This is a genomic window from Modicisalibacter radicis (assembly GCF_900961225.1).
GTDB lineage: Bacteria > Pseudomonadota > Gammaproteobacteria > Pseudomonadales > Halomonadaceae > Modicisalibacter.
On record NZ_CAAHFN010000054.1, the window covers coordinates 1 to 15949 of the forward strand.

A 15949-nucleotide genomic window follows, 5' to 3' on the forward strand; every position below is an offset into this window, starting at 1 on the left:
ATATAAATCGCTATATTGACGGCTTTTATAACACCCAACGGCTCCACAGCAGCCTTGGTTACAGGACGCCGCTGGAATTTGAGGGTTTGCACTAATGGCGCGTGTCCACTTTTTTGGGGGAATTCCATAAGCCAGAGTAGATATAACGCCCGGCTCACGCGCCGGTTTGGAGCCGCGAAGCGGCGGAAAATCGGTCGCCGTGCAGCCGATTGTTAGGAATTACTTGTGTGGTGGTGATGCGGTGCTACCTGCAAGGACTCCACCATCAACATTGAGCTCAATTCCGGTGACATACTTGGATTCGTCAGAAGCCAAATACAGAGCGGCATACGCAACATCACTAGGCTCACCCTCTCCAAGCATCACGTCCCATATCGGCGTATATATGGCACCCGGCTGAATAGAGTTACATCGAATAGAGTATTGCTTCTCAGCTCAGTAAAGCGCAGCAGATTTTGTATTGCTCCGAACAACGGCTTAACTAAATGCATATGCAGCCTCATACTAACTTAAAAAGTCTATAACAGATTTGTTAAAGATATGCGTTTGATCCATAAGTGGCAGATGGCCAGCATCCTTTATGCTTAAAAACTCAGCGTTAGGTATCTGCGCTGCCGAATTCTGTCCATATTCAATCGGAAATAGCCGATCATTCTCTCCCCAAATCACTAATGCTTTGTTTTGTATCTTGCGCAAAGATGCATGCGGAATTTCTACAACCGCCGAACCCCGGCCTTGCTTAAAAGCATTTTGTCCGCCTGCACGCTTTAACACATCAATCGAATAGCTTGCGTGATTCGGGTCTCTATTTTTAGGGTTAAACAATATATAGCGAGAAAAAAACCAATCAGTGACAGACGATGGAAAACTGTTCATCAAAATCATACTGAATAACGAGGCGAACGGCGGCTTAGCACCGAGTCCTCCAGCATCAACCAAAACGAGCTTATCAACCATTTGTGGCTCATTCAGCACAAACTGAAGGGCGATTGCACCACCCTGAGACAATCCCACAATATGCGCCTTGGGGATATCTAATGCTGACAAAAAGTCCTTTAGCCACTTGCAAAAATACGCTTTGTCATAGGCTGCGTTAGGCTTATCGGATTCTCCATAACCGACTATGTCCGGGGCAATGACACGAAAGTGTTTTGATAAAGCGGCAATGGACGGATACCAACTTACCGCCCCGGCTCCGCCTCCATGTAACAAGATCAGCGGTTGCCCGGAGCCTGACGACAAGTAGGCGGTATTGATTGAGCCCGCACTAACATGGCTTTCAGTAACAGACGCCTCAATTTTATTGATCAGAGCTTGCCGATAAGGATTTATAGTCATTTTGTAACAACCTTAATCAGATCTGATAATGTGCTTAACTGGTTTTTATCGAGAAATTCAAACAATGCAACAGATGAATACTCAAACGAAACTTTTGCCTCTTCAGTAATTTTCTTGCCGGTCTCTGAAAGTGCAACCAGGCTAACTCTGGCATCGCGGGGGCTATCCTGCTTTTCAATGAGGCCCATTTTTCCATGGGATTGAGCAGACGGGTAACGCCGGACGGGCTTAAGCCGACTTGCTCAGCAAGGTCGCTGCGTCGCATGTTCTGATTACTAGCTACATACAACTGGTTTAGAACAAGATACTCGGATAGACCAACACCATGCGCAGAAAGCGCGGCGCCAACCTTTTTTTGAATTTTATTTTGCAGGTTGCTGAAATTCCGCACCAACCCAGGTTCCAAATTTTCTGACACAGACATTCCTTGCTTAATGTTTGAGCTCGCAAATATAATTCCATATTGTTGCGATGTCAAACACTAATCAACAACCTGGGAGATAGAGATACATGCCTAACGCCTGATTTCACCGGCATTTTAAGCGACTTTTCGCCCAGTGATGCTGTAGACAATTAGAACATCGTTTCCCTTGTGGCTCAGATAGAAACGCCCCCATATGATATTTTTAAATACTTTCAAAGAATTTAAAGATGCTTTCCATATGCAGAATATTCCTTACGCTCGAGCTCATGGGATCGCTGTTCGGTTCCCATGCATCGACCGGTTATGTGATTTTCTCGCAAAATGGCTCATATTAGCCATTCAAATGAACGAGCCAAGAACTCATCTGTATTTTCTTTGACAATTTCACCGTGAGACATTACCAATATTTGAGACTTCCATGCCAACAAACGATTAAGGTGGCTACGAGCATCATCTCTGCCAAAAATGAAACTTAAACGCCAATCCAAAGGCATTTTTCCGTTGGGAGCCAAAATACCGACGCCTTTCGCAACAACCCTTTGCCAATAGTTAAAATTTTGACCAGAGAAATTTTCAATCAAGTCAGCAACAACAAGAGTGTTAGAGACCTTATGATAAAAAACGCACTCTTCCATTAATGGAGACCCCGAAAACAACTCTTGTTCAATCTCAGAGCTCCAAGCCCAGCTTTGCTGGTTATTCAAAGAGTCAGTGAATGAAATATCACTGCGTTTCTTAATAACTTCACTAGTGCCATATGTTTCAGCATTAGGATAAGCAGAGACCCATTCAGGCAAAAACAAGTGGTGCAGATGATTCGGTGCGATCAAGTATTTCACCTGACCTAAATTTTCTATTTTTTCACGGATTGTTTCGGACAGCTGTATCGGGCTATGAACCCAAAGTTCGCCATTAAGTAAACGAACAACTGTCATACGAGTCGAAAAAGGCAGCCCCAAGAACTTCACAGAGCTCCCATCGAACACCCATATTTCGTGAGCTAAATTTTCCATATTCCCCCTATCACATAACGCCCCAGCTCAAACCAAAGGGAGCTTATTATTACGCATTTTTTCCGATAATCTCATGACCATATGAATTGTCGACAGAACATAACCAGATGCCACCAACCGATTTATTGAATACATATGTGGCTTTACGTTCAGTGGCAGGAAAACCTGGGCCAGATACTACAGTATTTGCTAGAACAAGTGCTGTATTTCCTGACTCTAAGATTTCCAGACCATTTTGTTCAACTTGCAATCCATTTTTAAAATAAACCGCTATAGCCTCAAACGCTTTACGAATTTCATTTTTCCCTACTGAATCGCCACTACTGCATTTCGGCCCGGCTCTATAACTAAAACTGCATCATCAGTATAGATATCCATGAGTTCATCAAATTCCTCAGCAACGATAGCTTTGTCTGCCTTTTCGATTTGAAGATCTATGGGATGTCGTTTCACTTTCTTATTACTCCTTTATGCATAACGCCGCGCTCTGCGGAAAATTTGAAGCGTAGCGTAAAATTTGTCCGACAGCAGCGCCTTGTTATACGCGACTTTTCTGCCATTCAATCGCTTTCTCTCTGTCGATATACCCATTTCCATGACAGAGATGACATGTAGCTCTCTTACCTTTGCAATCTGGGCAATCAAAATGAATATATTCTGACTCATCTATGTTCACCAATTGGTCGGCATAGACGGAACCTAGACCTTTACAGACCGGACAAAAATCATTTGCGAGAACTCTCTCCCCAAGGCAAATGGGGCACTCGGCGTATTTTCTTGGTTTTCTATCCACCACCAAAAGAGTCTTTCTTTGGATGGTTTCAATTTCCTTTATTTTATGCTCAAAATATTTCTTGATGGATTTCTTTATGTTTTCTGGATCATTTTTCCAGGACTCTGGCGATATACGAATAGAAAAAATTCCACTCTGAGCCAAGATATTGGTATCTCGGTTATATGTGCTTTTAATTTTACTCTCTACATAATGTGCTGGATATCCATCATACTCAACACCGAGTGAGGCAATTTTTACAAACTCATCTCCAATTGGTCGCATCAACTCTAAAACAAGATCTATTGCCCACGGCTGATGATTTTTATTATACTTCGCAACTTTGTACTGCGGAAGTATTTTTACTTTATGTCTTTTAAAAGCCTTACCAATAAAAGCAATTTCTCTAGGCTTATCCTTAAAAGAAAATATCTTAATATCTGAAAACTGACTAATTATATTTGCAATTACTTCTATCTCCGCTTGTGAAGTTTTCTCAACCCCTTGCAAACTTATAAGAGCCACCGAAGAATCGTGACCAATAAGCTTTTCAATTCTATTTAGTAATTTTTTTTGATTATTACTAAACTTGCTTTTTATCTCATCTATATTCAACGATAAAACCTCAGAATCACTACCAGACCAATAGCGTATAACAGGTATTAGATAGCGCGATCGTTTATTGACTTGAACGAGCACGCTCGTTCAACAATGTTATCTAGCACACCATCCGCACCCCCAACCTATTGAAATTCCTAAGCATTAAATATAATTCGGCAACATAACACCAATAACCGTGCCTGCTGCATAACACCCTTGAACGCGCATGCGACCTTCCTCGGACCATCCGCTCTGGGTCGAAAGCAGACCTCATAGTTTCAATCTTTTTTTCGTTTGCTCACTCTCGACTTCCCCCAGCGTCGTTAATTTCATAAATCCAGCCACGCTACCGCTCGGGGATGACATCTTTTCCCTGCGACCTCCTGCGCATCGTTCTTTCTGCGCCTAACTATCGGCCATGTGCTCAGAGCCTTAACCAAAGTTAGCCTTGGCTTGGTAACGTTGTGCAACAAAAAAGCCTGCCGGTAAAGGCAGGCTTTCGTATGAGGCGGGCCTAGACAGCTCTCGCCTGCCCCTATTCGGTACTCACTCCCACTCAATCGTCGCGGGCGGCTTGCTGCTGACGTCGTACGTCACCCGCGATACACCGCTGATTTCGTTGATGATCCTATTGGAAACTTTTTCCAGCAGCTCATACGGCAGATGCGCCCATCTTGCGGTCATGAAGTCAATGGTTTCCACGGCGCGCAGGGCGATGACCCATTCATAGCGGCGGCCGTCGCCGACCACACCGACCGATCTCACCGGCAGGAACACCGCGAAGGCCTGGCTGGTCTTGTGGTACCAGTCGGCGTTGTGCAGTTCCTCGATGAAGATGGCGTCGGCCTCGCGCAGGATGTCGGCGTATTCCTTCTTCACTTCGCCGAGGATGCGCACGCCCAGGCCCGGCCCCGGGAAGGGGTGGCGGTAGACCATGTCGTAGGGCAGGCCGAGTTCCAGGCCGAGCTTGCGCACTTCGTCCTTGAACAGCTCGCGCAGCGGTTCGACCAGCTTGAGCTTCATGGTCTCGGGCAGGCCGCCGACGTTGTGGTGCGACTTGATCACATGGGCCTTGCCGGTCTTGCTGGCGGCGGATTCGATCACGTCCGGGTAGATGGTGCCCTGGGCGAGGAAGTCCACACCCTCGATCTTGGCGGCCTCGCGGTCGAACACGTCGATGAAGGTGTTGCCGATCGCCTTGCGCTTGGCCTCGGGGTCGTCCACGCCCTCGAGCTTGCCGAGGAACTCGTCCTCGGCGTCGACGCGGATCACCCGCACGCCCATGTGGCGGGCGAAGGTTTCCATCACCTGCTCGCCCTCGTCCTTGCGCAGCAGGCCGTTGTCGACGAACACGCAGGTCAGCTGATCGCCGATCGCCTTGTGCAGCAGCGCGGCGACCACCGAGGAGTCCACCCCGCCGGAGAGGCCGAGCAGCACGTGGCGGTCGCCGACCTGGTCGCGCACCCGGGCGGAAAGATCCTCGATGATCCGCGCCGGGGTCCACAGCTGCTCGGCGCCGCAGATGCCCAGCACGAAGCGCTCGAGCAGGCGCTGGCCCTGCAGGGTATGGGTCACTTCGGGGTGGAACTGCACGCCGTAGAAGCGCTTTTCCGGCCAGGTCATGGCGGCGATCGGGCAGCTCGGGGTACTGGCGGTAATGTTGAACGCCTCGGGCGCCTGGGCGACCTTGTCGCCGTGGCTCATCCACACGTCGAGCAGTGCGCTGCCGTCGTGGTCGACGTGGTCCTTGATGCCGCCGAGCAGGTCGTCATCGCCGTCGACCCTGACCTGGGCATAACCGAATTCATGCTTGTTGGAGCCCTCGACCCGGCCGCCCAGCTGTATGGCCATGGTCTGCATGCCGTAGCAGATGCCCAGCACCGGCAGGCCAAGTTCGAACACGCACTCGGGGGCGCGCGGCGAGTCATTGGCGACGGTGGATTCCGGCCCGCCGGAGAGGATGATGCCGTTGGGCGCGTACTCGCGGATCTCCTCCTCGGTGATGTCGAAGGCGCGCACTTCGGAATACACGCCGATCTCGCGCACGCGCCGCGCGATCAGCTGGGTGTACTGGGAACCGAAGTCGAGGATCAGGATCTTGTGGGCATGAATGTCGGTCATGAAGGGGGCCACCGCCGTAATGGATTCGAGTGCCCGGACGAAGGCACTGCCGGAAAAGAATGAAGAGGAAAGCGCGAAGAGGGAAGATCGTCTTCCTTCTTCCCCCTTCCCTCTTTCATCTTGCGCGGTTTACCCCGCGCGGTAGTTCGGGGCTTCTTTCGTAATCTGCACGTCATGCACGTGGGACTCGGCGAAGCCGGCGCCGGTGATCTGCACGAACTCCGGCTTGGTGCGCATCTCGTCGACGGTGCGGCAGCCGGTGTAGCCCATCGAGGCGCGCAGCCCGCCCATCAACTGGTGGACGATGGCGCTCATCATGCCCTTGTAGGGCACCCGGCCTTCGATGCCTTCCGGCACCAGCTTCTCGGCGCCTTCGGCCTTGTCCTGGAAGTAACGGTCGGCGGAGCCCTGGGTCTGCGACATCGCGCCCATCGAGCCCATGCCACGGTAGGCCTTGTAGGTACGGCCCTGGTAGAGCTCGACCTCGCCCGGGGCTTCCTCGGTGCCGGCCAGCAGGCCGCCGATCATCACCGTGCTGGCGCCGGCGGCGACGGCCTTGGCCAGGTCGCCGGAGAAGCGTACGCCGCCATCGGCGATCAGCGGGATGTCGTAGGGCTTGAGCGCCTCGGCGACGTTGGAGACGGCGGTGATCTGCGGCACGCCGACGCCGGCGACGATGCGCGTGGTGCAGATCGAACCCGGGCCGATGCCGACCTTGACGGCGTCCGCGCCGGCCTCGGCAAGATCTCGGGCGGCATCGGCAGTAGCGATGTTGCCGCCGATCACCTGCACGTCGGGGAAGTGCTCCTTGACCCAGCGCACCCGCTCGATGACCCCGCGCGAATGGCCGTGGGCGGTGTCGACCACGATGGCGTCGACGCCGGCCTCGGCCAGTGCGGCGATGCGCTCGGCGGTTTCCGCGCCGGTGCCCACCGCGGCGCCGACCAGCAGCCGGCCGTCGGCGTCCTTGGCGGCGTTGGGGTAGGTACGCGCCTTCTCGATGTCGCGCACCGTGACCAGCCCGCGCAGGCGGAAGGCGTCATCGACGATCAGGATCTTCTCGATGCGGTTTTCCTGCAGCTTGGCCTTGATGGCGTCCAGCGGCGTGCCCTCGGGCACCGTGACCAGCTTGTCGCGAGGCGTCATGATCGCCTCGACGTGGTCGCTGTGGTCGGGCTGGAAGCGCATGTCGCGGCCGGTGACGATGCCCACCAGCGTCTCGCCCTCGACCACCGGGAAGCCGGAATAGCCGTACTCGTCGGCCATCGTCAGCAGGTCCTGCAGCTTGGCCTGCGGGGCGACGGTCACCGGGTCCTTGACGATCACGCTCTCGTGCTTCTTGACCTTGCGCACTTCCGCGGCCTGGGCGGTGATCGACATGTTCTTGTGGATGATGCCGATGCCGCCCTCCTGGGCCATGGCGATGGCCAGCCGGGCTTCGGTCACGGTATCCATGGCGGAGGAGACGAGCGGGATGTTGAGCGTGAGGTTGCGGGTCAGGCGGGACTTGAGGCTGACGTCCTTGGGCAGGACATCCGAGTAGCCGGGAACGAGTAATACGTCGTCGAACGTAAGAGCTTCTTGCGCCATACGTAGCATATCGGAAACACCCAATGAGCAGATGGTGGGAGACGGGGCGTTGGAGAGTTAATCGACCATTATAAACCTCGTCCGTTTCGCACTCAACGTAGCCGTGCGCGATTGCATCCTCGTGTCCGTGGTAGGCGCGGCGGGAGGAAGGCATTCCCGGCAGCGGCGGCACGGCAGCCGGGCGGCCCATTCATCGCGAACAAGTTCGCTCCCACAGGTTCTCGCCGGTAGCCGGCCTTGTGGAGCTGGCATTACCACCAGGCCGGATAGCTCAACACAAAAATGCTCCGATCAGGATTTTTCCTCGAGCATCTTCTCGCGCTCGCGCCGTGCCTGCTCTTCCGCGTAGGTGGGGAAGTCCACGTAGCCGCGGGCATCGCCGCCGTAGAAGGTATTCGGATCGAAATCCGCCAGCGGCCAGCCGTTTTGCATGCGCTCCACCAGGTCCGGATTGGACGTGAACGGGCGGCCGAACACCGGCAGGTCGATGGTGCCCTCGTCGATCAGCTTTTGCGCCTCGGCCTGGTCCAGGTTGCCGGCAAGCAGCAGCGTGCCGTTGTAGGCGTCGCGGAACTGGCGCAGGTAATCGCGCGGCATCGGCGGCATGCCCTGGCCGCCCTGGTCGTGCAGGTGCACGTAGGCCAAGCCGCGCTTGTTGAATTCACGCGCCAGGTGGAGGTAGGTCTCGCCGTTGTCGTCGTACTCCGGCATGTCGAACAGCGTGCCGTGCGGCGAGAGACGCACCCCGACCCGGCGCGCGCCGATCATCTTGCTGACCTCGTCGACCACTTCCAGCAGCAGCCGGCAGCGGTTTTCCCGCGAGCCGCCGTATTCGTCGTCGCGGTCGTTGACGCCGGGATTCAAGAACTGCTCGAACAGGTAGCCGTTGGCGCCATGGATCTCGACGCCGTCGAAGCCCACCTCGCGTGAATTGACCGCCGCCTGGGCGAAATCGCGCACGATATCCTTGACTTCCCGGGTTTCGAGCCGGCGGGGCCGGCTGGCCTTCAGCATGTCCGGCTTGCCGTCCTCGTTGTAGCCAAAGGCCATGCCGCCGGGCTCGTCGCTGGGGCCGACCGGCGAGGCGCCGGCAACCTGCACGGTAGTGTGCGAGACGCGCCCGACATGCCAGATCTGGGCGAAGAAGACGCCGCCGCGCTCATGCACCGCGCGGGTCGCCTTGGCCCAGCCGGCAAGCTGGTCGGGGCCGAAGATACCCGGGTTGTAGAGATACCCCTGCCCCTGGCGCGAGATCGGCGTGCCTTCGGAGATGATCAGCCCGGCACTGGCGCGCTGGCGATAGTAGAGCGCGCCCAGTTCCGTGGGGATGTCCTCCGGAGCGCGGGAGCGGGTCATAGGCGCCATGACGATGCGGTTGTTCAGGCGGGTGCCGGCAAGATCGAACGGTTCGAATAACGAAGCCACGTCGTGAACTCCTTTTAGCGATGAGGTCAGGCCAAAACGAAAGCGAGCCATCGTGGCTCGCTGAGGTAGACCAAAGTCTAGGAAACGATTAGCCAGTTAACAATGAATCTTGCCAAATGTTGCGATGCAGGGAAGCTATGGCCAGGAAAGCGATGACCCGAGCACAACCAGGCCAGCACTACTGGGCTTGAGCTATTGTTCTGGACAACGACATCCTCTCGACAGGCCATTTCCGGTGACACGAATGACGCTCCTCAGAGATCAACGCCTGCGTATCTTCCATGCGGTGGCAACGTACAAGAGCTTTTCCAAGGCGGCGCAGCATCTCTGCTTGACGCAGCAGGCGGTCTCTTCCCAGGTCCGCTCGCTGGAGCAGGACGCCGGCTTGCGCTTGTTCACCCGCGGGCATCGAGTTACCGAGCTGACGACCGCCGGTCAGGCGCTCTTCGCGCACGCCGACAGAATCCTGGCCCTGTACGCGGAGGCCAACGAGTCACTCGGTGACATCGCGCGTACCGCCCAGTCGACGCTGCGCATCTCGGCCACCAACTCCATCGCCAAATACACCCTGCCCCGGGCAATCAGCGATTTCCGGTCGCTTCATCCCGCCGTCCGTGTGGTGCTGGAGGTCGGCAACAGCGCAAACGCTGTGGAGCGGCTCATGAAGGGGTCAGTGGACATGGCCATCACCAGCGAAGGGCCCCCGGGGTTGGCGCGTTTCCATACGACACCGTTTTTCCGGGACGAGGTCCTGTTCGTCGCCTCGAAGAATCATCCATGGGCGCTAAAAAAACAGGTCACGATGCAGGATCTTCTGGAAACGCCCTTGATAATGCGTGAGGAAGGCTCCGCGACCCGCGCCCTACTCCAACGTCACCTATCGTCCGTGGGGTTATCTCTGGACTCGCTGAAGGTAGAGCTGGTCGTCGGCAGCCCCGAAGCGGCCAAGGAAGCGGCCGAAATAGGTGTTGGCGTAGCCGTAATCTCCATGCTCTGTGCCCGTTCGACACTTCAGGCGGACAAGCTGGTTTCCAGGCAGATCGAGCAACTCCCTATCGTCAGGGATTTCTATATCGCACGGCATGAGCGTGGAACACCGTCGCCAATCGCGGCCGAGTTCATCGCAGCCGCCAGGCAATCGGCGGCCTGAGCGAGACCGGCCACAAGCGATTCTTGCATTATCGACACTATTTCTTGTTGGCGCTGCAGCGCCGGACGGGGCAGTCTCGGAGCGCGTCGGTTGCGGTTTTCCGAGTTGCCCGACGGCGTTGAACGGCGGATCGACCTTGGCACACCCTCTCTTTCTGACATCAGGCAATATCGGCATCGCACAGTATCTCGGCGTGGCGGCGATCGCCTTCGCGGCGTCGGTGCTCGGAGGTATAAGCGGCTACGGCACCGGGCTGCTGCTGCCACCGGTGCTCATCCCGCTGATCGGCGCCGAGGCCGTGGTCCCCGTCGTCAGCCTCTCGGCGCTGCTCACCAATGCCAGCCGGGTGTGGGCCTTTCGTGCCCGGTTCGACAGGGAGAAGGCGGTACTGGTCATCCTTTTTGCACTGCCCTTCTGCCTGCTGGGCGCCTACGGCTACACCCGGCTCTCCGGACCCAGCGTCAGTATCGTCCTGGGTTTGATGCTGATTCTGATCGTGCCGTTGAGACCGCTGCTGATCCGCAGGCGGGGTTATCTGGGCAGGCCGGGGCTCTCCTTGGGCGCGGCCGGCTACGGGCTGCTGATGGGCGGTACCTCGGGGTCCGGTGTCGTGCTGATATCCCTGCTGCTGTCGGTCGGGCTGGCCGGGGCCAGCGTCATCGCCACCGATGCCGGGATTTCCCTGGTGCTGGGTATCGCCAAGGTCGCTCTGTTTCAGGCGTCGGGCGCGCTTGCCCCCTCGCTCTGGGCGATGGCGTTGCTGATCGGTATATGCGCCATTCCGGGCACCTTCCTCGCCAAGCGGTTGACGCGACATCTGCCCGCGCGGTCGCACTCCCGGATTCTGGATGGCGTGGTGATCCTGGGCGGGGTGCTGTTGGTGATCGAGGGGCTCAGGGCGGTGCCATGAAGCCGTAGCTAGCCGTCGAATCCGTAGAACCGGCGTGGCGTCTCGCTCATGACCGTGGCCAGGTCGGCGGCGGGAATCCAGCGCTCGGCATCGTCCAGGGCCTTCTCGAAGCTGTAGAGATGCTCGTGCTCCGTCCAGGGCCAGTCGCTGCCCCACATCAGCCGGTGCGGCCCCAGTTCTTCAAGCAGTCTCTTGCTCACTTCGACGAGGCCGTCGCTGCGGCTGCGATAAGGCGCGGAGCACTTGACCCAGTAGCGCTTGTCATCGCCCCCGGCGCACAGGCGATCGATGACGGGGTCCCGCCAGGCGTTGGCCTGGGGGCGGCCGAAATGGTCGATCACCAGCGCCAGCTCGCGCGCGTCCAGTAGATCGAGTATCGCCAGCAGGCCTTCGCCCTCCGCCTGGATCTCCACGTGCCAGCCGCGCGACTCGAGCCGCGAGAACAGCGCGCTCCATTCCGGCGAGCGAAGCTCATCCACACTGCGCCCGATCCAGTTGAGGCGCGTCCCCCCGATCCCCAGCGACGTCATCGCCTCGAGGGTCGCATCCGTGACGCTGGGGTCGAGGACCGCCACGCCTCTCAGCCGCCCGGGCTGCTGCCGCAGGCAGTCCATGAGGTAGTCGTTGTGGGTACCGAGGAAGCTGGGCTGGACCAGCACGCCCTTTTCGACCCCGAAGCGGTCCAGCAAGCCGAGATAGCGCGCCAGTGGCGCCTCGTAGCTGGGGCGATGCCGCGGATTCCTTGCCACCCGGCACTGGTGGGTGAACACATGGGCATGGGTATCGACGATTCTAGACATTGGTCTAATCCGGGTTGTGCACGGGGATCAAGAGTGTCATACATATCTACACTTATATAAGACCATAAGTACATTAGAGCACATGCCAATGCAAGCCGACTCCCAGCAAGACGAGATGCGCAGCCCGCGCTATTACCGGATCTACCAGGCCCTGCTGAGCGAGATCCAGCAAGGCAGCCTCAAGCCGGGCGACTTACTGCCCTCCGAGATGAGCCTCTCGCAATCGCATGGCGTTGCGCCGGGCACGGCCCGCAAGGCGATCGACATGCTGGTCGATCGCGGCTGGGTGGAGCGCCAGCATGGCCGTGGCACTTTCGTGCGGCGGGCGGATTTCAGCCACTCGCTCGCCCGGTTCTTCCGCCTGACGGACCGCGAAGGCGTGCAACTGCACCCCCAGAGCGAGCTGCTCGGGATTCGCGAGCTGCCGGCGACGGCCGATATCGCGCGTCACCTCGAAGTGGCGGAGCACAGCCCGCTGATCGAGATCGAGCGGGTGCGGCGTGTCGACGCGCTGGCGCTGCTGCACGAGGTGATCTACCTGCCGGGTGCACGTTTTTCCCCTCTGCTGAGCCTGCCCACCGAGGAGTGGGGAGACCTGCTCTACCCCCTCTACGAGCGGGTCTGTGCCGAGGTCGTCTTTCGCGCCACCGACACCCTCTGCGCCGGCCCCGCCCCGGAGGGCCCGGCCCATCACCTGGGGCTGGAGCCCGGCACGCAGGTCATCGAGATCACGCGTCTGGCCAGAGGCTACGACGAAAAGCCGCTGGAGTGGCGGCTGAGCCGCGGCCGACTCGACTTGTTCCACTACAGCTTCGACATCCGCTAGGCGATGGCGTCATCGCCCTCTCCCCAACCGACTCCCCAAGGAGCCACATCATGATCAACAACAAGACCGTTTCGCTGTCCGGCCTCGCAGGCATGGGGCTGCTCGCCCTGAGCGTGCATGCCCAGGCCGCGCAGGAGGTCCGCATCGCCACCCACGTGTCGGCCGCATCGCCCCTGGCCAAGCAGGTGGAAATGTTCGCCGACCGCATCGAGGAGCGCCTCCCCGGGGAGTTCACCTTCGAGTTCTATCCCAACGGGCAGCTCGGCAAGGAATCGGCGCTCATCGACCAACTCCAGCTCGACACCATCGAGATGGCCAATGTCGCCTCCGGCGTATTGAAGGTGGACGACAAGCTCGGCTTCTTCGACCTTCCGTGGCTGTTCGAAGACCGCGAGAACGTCCAGCGCGCCATGGCCGCCGGGCTGGAGGAAGACCTGGTCGACACCGTCGAGGACAACATGAGCGCCAAGGTGGTCGGCGTCTACGAGAACGGCTTTCGCCACATCATCAACTCCAGCCACCCCATCGAGAAGCCCGCCGATCTGGATGGCATGAAGATCCGCATCTCGGGCGGCGACTTCCGCCAGCAGATCTTCGCCTCGCTGGGGGCCGTACCGGCCAAGATCTCCTGGGGCGAAACCTTCACCGCCATGCAGACGGGCGTGGTGGACGGCGCCGAAGCCGCGACCTACGGCTTCTATGGCCAGAAGATGTACGAGGTACAGGACTACCTGTCACTGACCCGTCACGTCTACACGCCGTCGTTCCTGCTGGCTTCCCCGGGATTCTGGGACTCGCTCACCGACGAGCAGCAGGCCGTCTTCAGCGAGGTCGCCGAGGAGATGCGCGACGATGCCTACGCCCAGGCCGCCGAGATCGAGCAGTCGTACCTCGATACCATGCGCGATTCCCTGGAAGTCAACGATGTCGACCCGGCGCCGTTCCGCGACAAGGTCGAAGCCGTCTACGAGAACTACGTGGACGAGTATGGCGATGACTGGCTCGAGCTCGTGCGCCAGACCGCTGAATCGACATAACCGCTGGAGTCGAAACGATGCTGAGATATCTGGATCGTTTGGTCGAGACCATCGTGGGGGCCCTGGTGGCCCTCACTACCATCGCTGTCTGCTTGAACGTCTTTTACCGCTATGTACTCGGCTCGGGCCTGGTATGGGCCGATGAAGTGCCGGGCTTTCTGCTGGTATGGATCGCCTTCCTGGGCGCCTATCTCGCGGCCAGGCAGGAGGGCCACATCGCCTTCGACATGCTGGTCGAGTCCTTTCCGCCGCTGCTTCGAGGGAGCATCCAGGTCATCGGCGAGCTGGCGGTCATCGGGTTCTTCGTGCTGCTCGGCCTGAAATCGTGGCAGATGATCGACCGTGTCGGCGGACGCTCCATAGAGACGCTGCCCATCGCGCAGGGCGTGTTCATGAGCGTGCTGCCCCTTGCCAGCGCCCTGATGGTGGTGGCCCTGGGCGCTCGACTCATTCAACGTTGGAGGAATGCCTGATGGCCTGGGGCGTAGTCGCAATACTGTTCGGCATTATCCTGCTGGGGGTTCCGGTGGGGTTTGCCCTGATGATTACCGCCGCGGTCTCGATGTGGATCGCGGACATCAACCTGCTGATGATTCCCGTGCAGATCTTCTCGGGGACCAACTCGCTGGTGCTGCTGGCGATCCCGCTATTCATCCTCATGGGCGAGCTGATGAGCGCGACCAGCATCGCCCAGCGCCTGATCGACCTGGCGGCATCCCTGGTGGGCTGGATGCGCGGTGGCCTGAGCCATATCAACGTCATGACCTCGATGTTCATGGCAGAGATGAGTGGCTCCGCGGTGGCCGATGCGGCCGTGATGTCGAAGATCTTCGTGCCCCAGATGGAGAAGCGCGGCTATCCCAAGGGGTTCGCCGCGTCCATTACCGCCGTCTCGGCGACGCTGGGCATCATCATTCCGCCGTCGATCCCCATGGTGCTGTACGGGGTGACCACCAACACCTCGATTCGCGATCTGTTCATCGCCGGTATCGTGCCGGGGCTGCTGCTGGCCGCCGCGTTCATGGTGACCTCATGGCTGTTCGCCCGCCGCGAACAACACCCCCGCGAGGGCAGCTTCGAGATCAAGGCCCTGGGTACCGCCTTCAAGCGGGCGCTGATCCCCCTGGCCATCCCGGTGATCGTCGTCGGCGGCCTGATCGCCGGCATCTATACCCCCACCGAGGCCGCCGGAATCGGGGTCATGATCGCCCTGCTGTTCGGCCTTTTCGTGACGCGCGACCTGGACTACCGGATCATCTGGTCGCTGATGGTGACCTCGGGTCGACAGACCGCCGTGGTGATGATGATCGTCGCGGGCTCCGCCATCCTGGGCCAGTATCTCGCCAACGAGCAGTTGCCCCAGCAGATCGCCAGCGCCCTGGGCGGCATCACCGACAGTTACATCCTCAACCTGCTGATCATCAACGTCTTCGTGTTGCTGCTGGGCATGTTCCTGCATGCCAGCGCGGCGATCATCGTGGTCGTGCCCTTGCTGCTCCCCATGGCGACCGACCTGGGGATCGACCCGGTGCACTTCGGGGTCATCGTCTGCCTCAACCTGGGTATCGGGCAACAGACGCCGCCCGTGGCCAGCGTGCTGCTTACCGTCTGCTCGACCACGGGCATGAAGATCGAGCAGGTCATGGGCTACTGCAAGTGGTTCCTGCTGGCGATGTTCGCCGTTCTATTGTTCGTCACCTTCACGCCGATGACGGCGCTGTGGTTCCGCTGAAGCCTCCCTACCAGGCCACCCTGACGCCTACGATGCTGACCGGGTGGCCCATTTATCGCGAATGAATTCGCTCCCCCAGATGCCCACCTGAAGGTGGCCTTGGCGGGAGCGGGTTCTTGTGAGAGGCGTATTGGGAGAAAGGCATTCCCGATGGCAGCGACGCCGTAGCCCGTAGCCCGTAGCCCGTAGCCCGTAGCCCGTAGCCCGTAGC

General features: G+C 58.2%; 16 protein-coding genes. 6 read left to right on the forward strand and 10 right to left on the reverse strand.

Annotated elements, in window-relative coordinates; translation table 11 throughout:
* Positions 1-219: 219 nt before the first annotated feature.
* From HR9077_RS22450 to HR9077_RS05655, 9 genes are all read right to left on the reverse strand, one after another.
* Positions 220-363: an SDR family oxidoreductase gene (locus HR9077_RS22450; RefSeq protein WP_458692914.1), complete on the reverse strand. Its 144-nt coding sequence runs from the start codon at positions 361-363 to the stop codon at positions 220-222.
* A gap of 141 nt (positions 364-504) precedes the next feature.
* Positions 505-1338, reverse strand: coding sequence for an alpha/beta fold hydrolase (locus HR9077_RS05620; RefSeq protein WP_136066007.1), 834 nt, complete (start codon positions 1336-1338; stop codon positions 505-507).
* Between the two features lie 34 nt (positions 1339-1372).
* Entirely contained in the window at positions 1373-1756 is a 384-nt protein-coding gene (locus HR9077_RS05625; protein ID WP_244613062.1) for a MarR family winged helix-turn-helix transcriptional regulator, read from the reverse strand.
* A gap of 332 nt (positions 1757-2088) precedes the next feature.
* Entirely contained in the window at positions 2089-2775 is a 687-nt protein-coding gene (locus HR9077_RS05630) for a DUF4336 domain-containing protein (RefSeq protein ID WP_136066009.1), read from the reverse strand.
* Between the two features lie 306 nt (positions 2776-3081).
* Positions 3082-3228 (reverse strand): hypothetical protein, encoded by a 147-nt coding sequence (locus HR9077_RS22000; RefSeq protein ID WP_210725868.1) that lies wholly within the window; start codon positions 3226-3228, stop codon positions 3082-3084.
* An 85-nt stretch (positions 3229-3313) separates the two neighbouring features.
* Positions 3314-4246: a hypothetical protein gene (locus HR9077_RS05640; protein ID WP_210725869.1), complete on the reverse strand. Its 933-nt coding sequence runs from the start codon at positions 4244-4246 to the stop codon at positions 3314-3316.
* A 447-nt stretch (positions 4247-4693) separates the two neighbouring features.
* Positions 4694-6268, reverse strand: a complete 1575-nt coding sequence (gene guaA, locus HR9077_RS05645; RefSeq protein WP_136066011.1) for a glutamine-hydrolyzing GMP synthase — start codon at positions 6266-6268, stop codon at positions 4694-4696.
* A gap of 129 nt (positions 6269-6397) precedes the next feature.
* Entirely contained in the window at positions 6398-7867 is a 1470-nt protein-coding gene (gene guaB, locus HR9077_RS05650; RefSeq protein WP_136066014.1) for an IMP dehydrogenase, read from the reverse strand.
* A gap of 282 nt (positions 7868-8149) precedes the next feature.
* A complete protein-coding gene (locus HR9077_RS05655; protein WP_136066016.1) occupies positions 8150-9283 on the reverse strand; it encodes an alkene reductase in 1134 nt (377 codons plus the stop codon).
* A 244-nt stretch (positions 9284-9527) separates the two neighbouring features.
* On the opposite strand from HR9077_RS05655, the gene HR9077_RS05660 reads away from it, so the two are divergent.
* Both HR9077_RS05660 and HR9077_RS05665 read left to right on the forward strand, forming a co-directional pair.
* Positions 9528-10433, forward strand: a complete 906-nt coding sequence (locus HR9077_RS05660) for a LysR substrate-binding domain-containing protein (protein WP_168380898.1) — start codon at positions 9528-9530, stop codon at positions 10431-10433.
* Positions 10434-10569: 136 nt separating this feature from the next.
* Positions 10570-11343: a sulfite exporter TauE/SafE family protein gene (locus tag HR9077_RS05665; protein ID WP_210725870.1), complete on the forward strand. Its 774-nt coding sequence runs from the start codon at positions 10570-10572 to the stop codon at positions 11341-11343.
* Between the two features lie 8 nt (positions 11344-11351).
* Here HR9077_RS05665 and HR9077_RS05670 read toward each other — a convergent pair whose 3' ends face one another.
* Complete coding sequence (locus tag HR9077_RS05670; RefSeq protein ID WP_136066022.1) at positions 11352-12143, reverse strand: amidohydrolase family protein; 792 nt, start codon at positions 12141-12143, stop codon at positions 11352-11354.
* Positions 12144-12231: 88 nt separating this feature from the next.
* Here HR9077_RS05670 and HR9077_RS05675 point away from each other — a divergent pair, with 88 nt between their 5' ends.
* From HR9077_RS05675 to HR9077_RS05690, 4 genes are read left to right on the forward strand one after another with little or no spacing between them, the layout of a single operon-like run.
* Complete coding sequence (locus tag HR9077_RS05675) at positions 12232-12969, forward strand: GntR family transcriptional regulator (protein WP_168380899.1); 738 nt, start codon at positions 12232-12234, stop codon at positions 12967-12969.
* Between the two features lie 50 nt (positions 12970-13019).
* A complete protein-coding gene (locus tag HR9077_RS05680) occupies positions 13020-14006 on the forward strand; it encodes a TRAP transporter substrate-binding protein (RefSeq protein ID WP_136066026.1) in 987 nt (328 codons plus the stop codon).
* A gap of 17 nt (positions 14007-14023) precedes the next feature.
* Entirely contained in the window at positions 14024-14479 is a 456-nt protein-coding gene (locus HR9077_RS05685; RefSeq protein WP_136066028.1) for a TRAP transporter small permease, read from the forward strand.
* Positions 14479-15738 (forward strand): TRAP transporter large permease, encoded by a 1260-nt coding sequence (locus tag HR9077_RS05690; RefSeq protein WP_136066030.1) that lies wholly within the window; start codon positions 14479-14481, stop codon positions 15736-15738. The genes HR9077_RS05685 and HR9077_RS05690 overlap by 1 nt, the downstream gene beginning before the upstream one ends.
* Positions 15739-15949 lie beyond the last annotated feature (211 nt).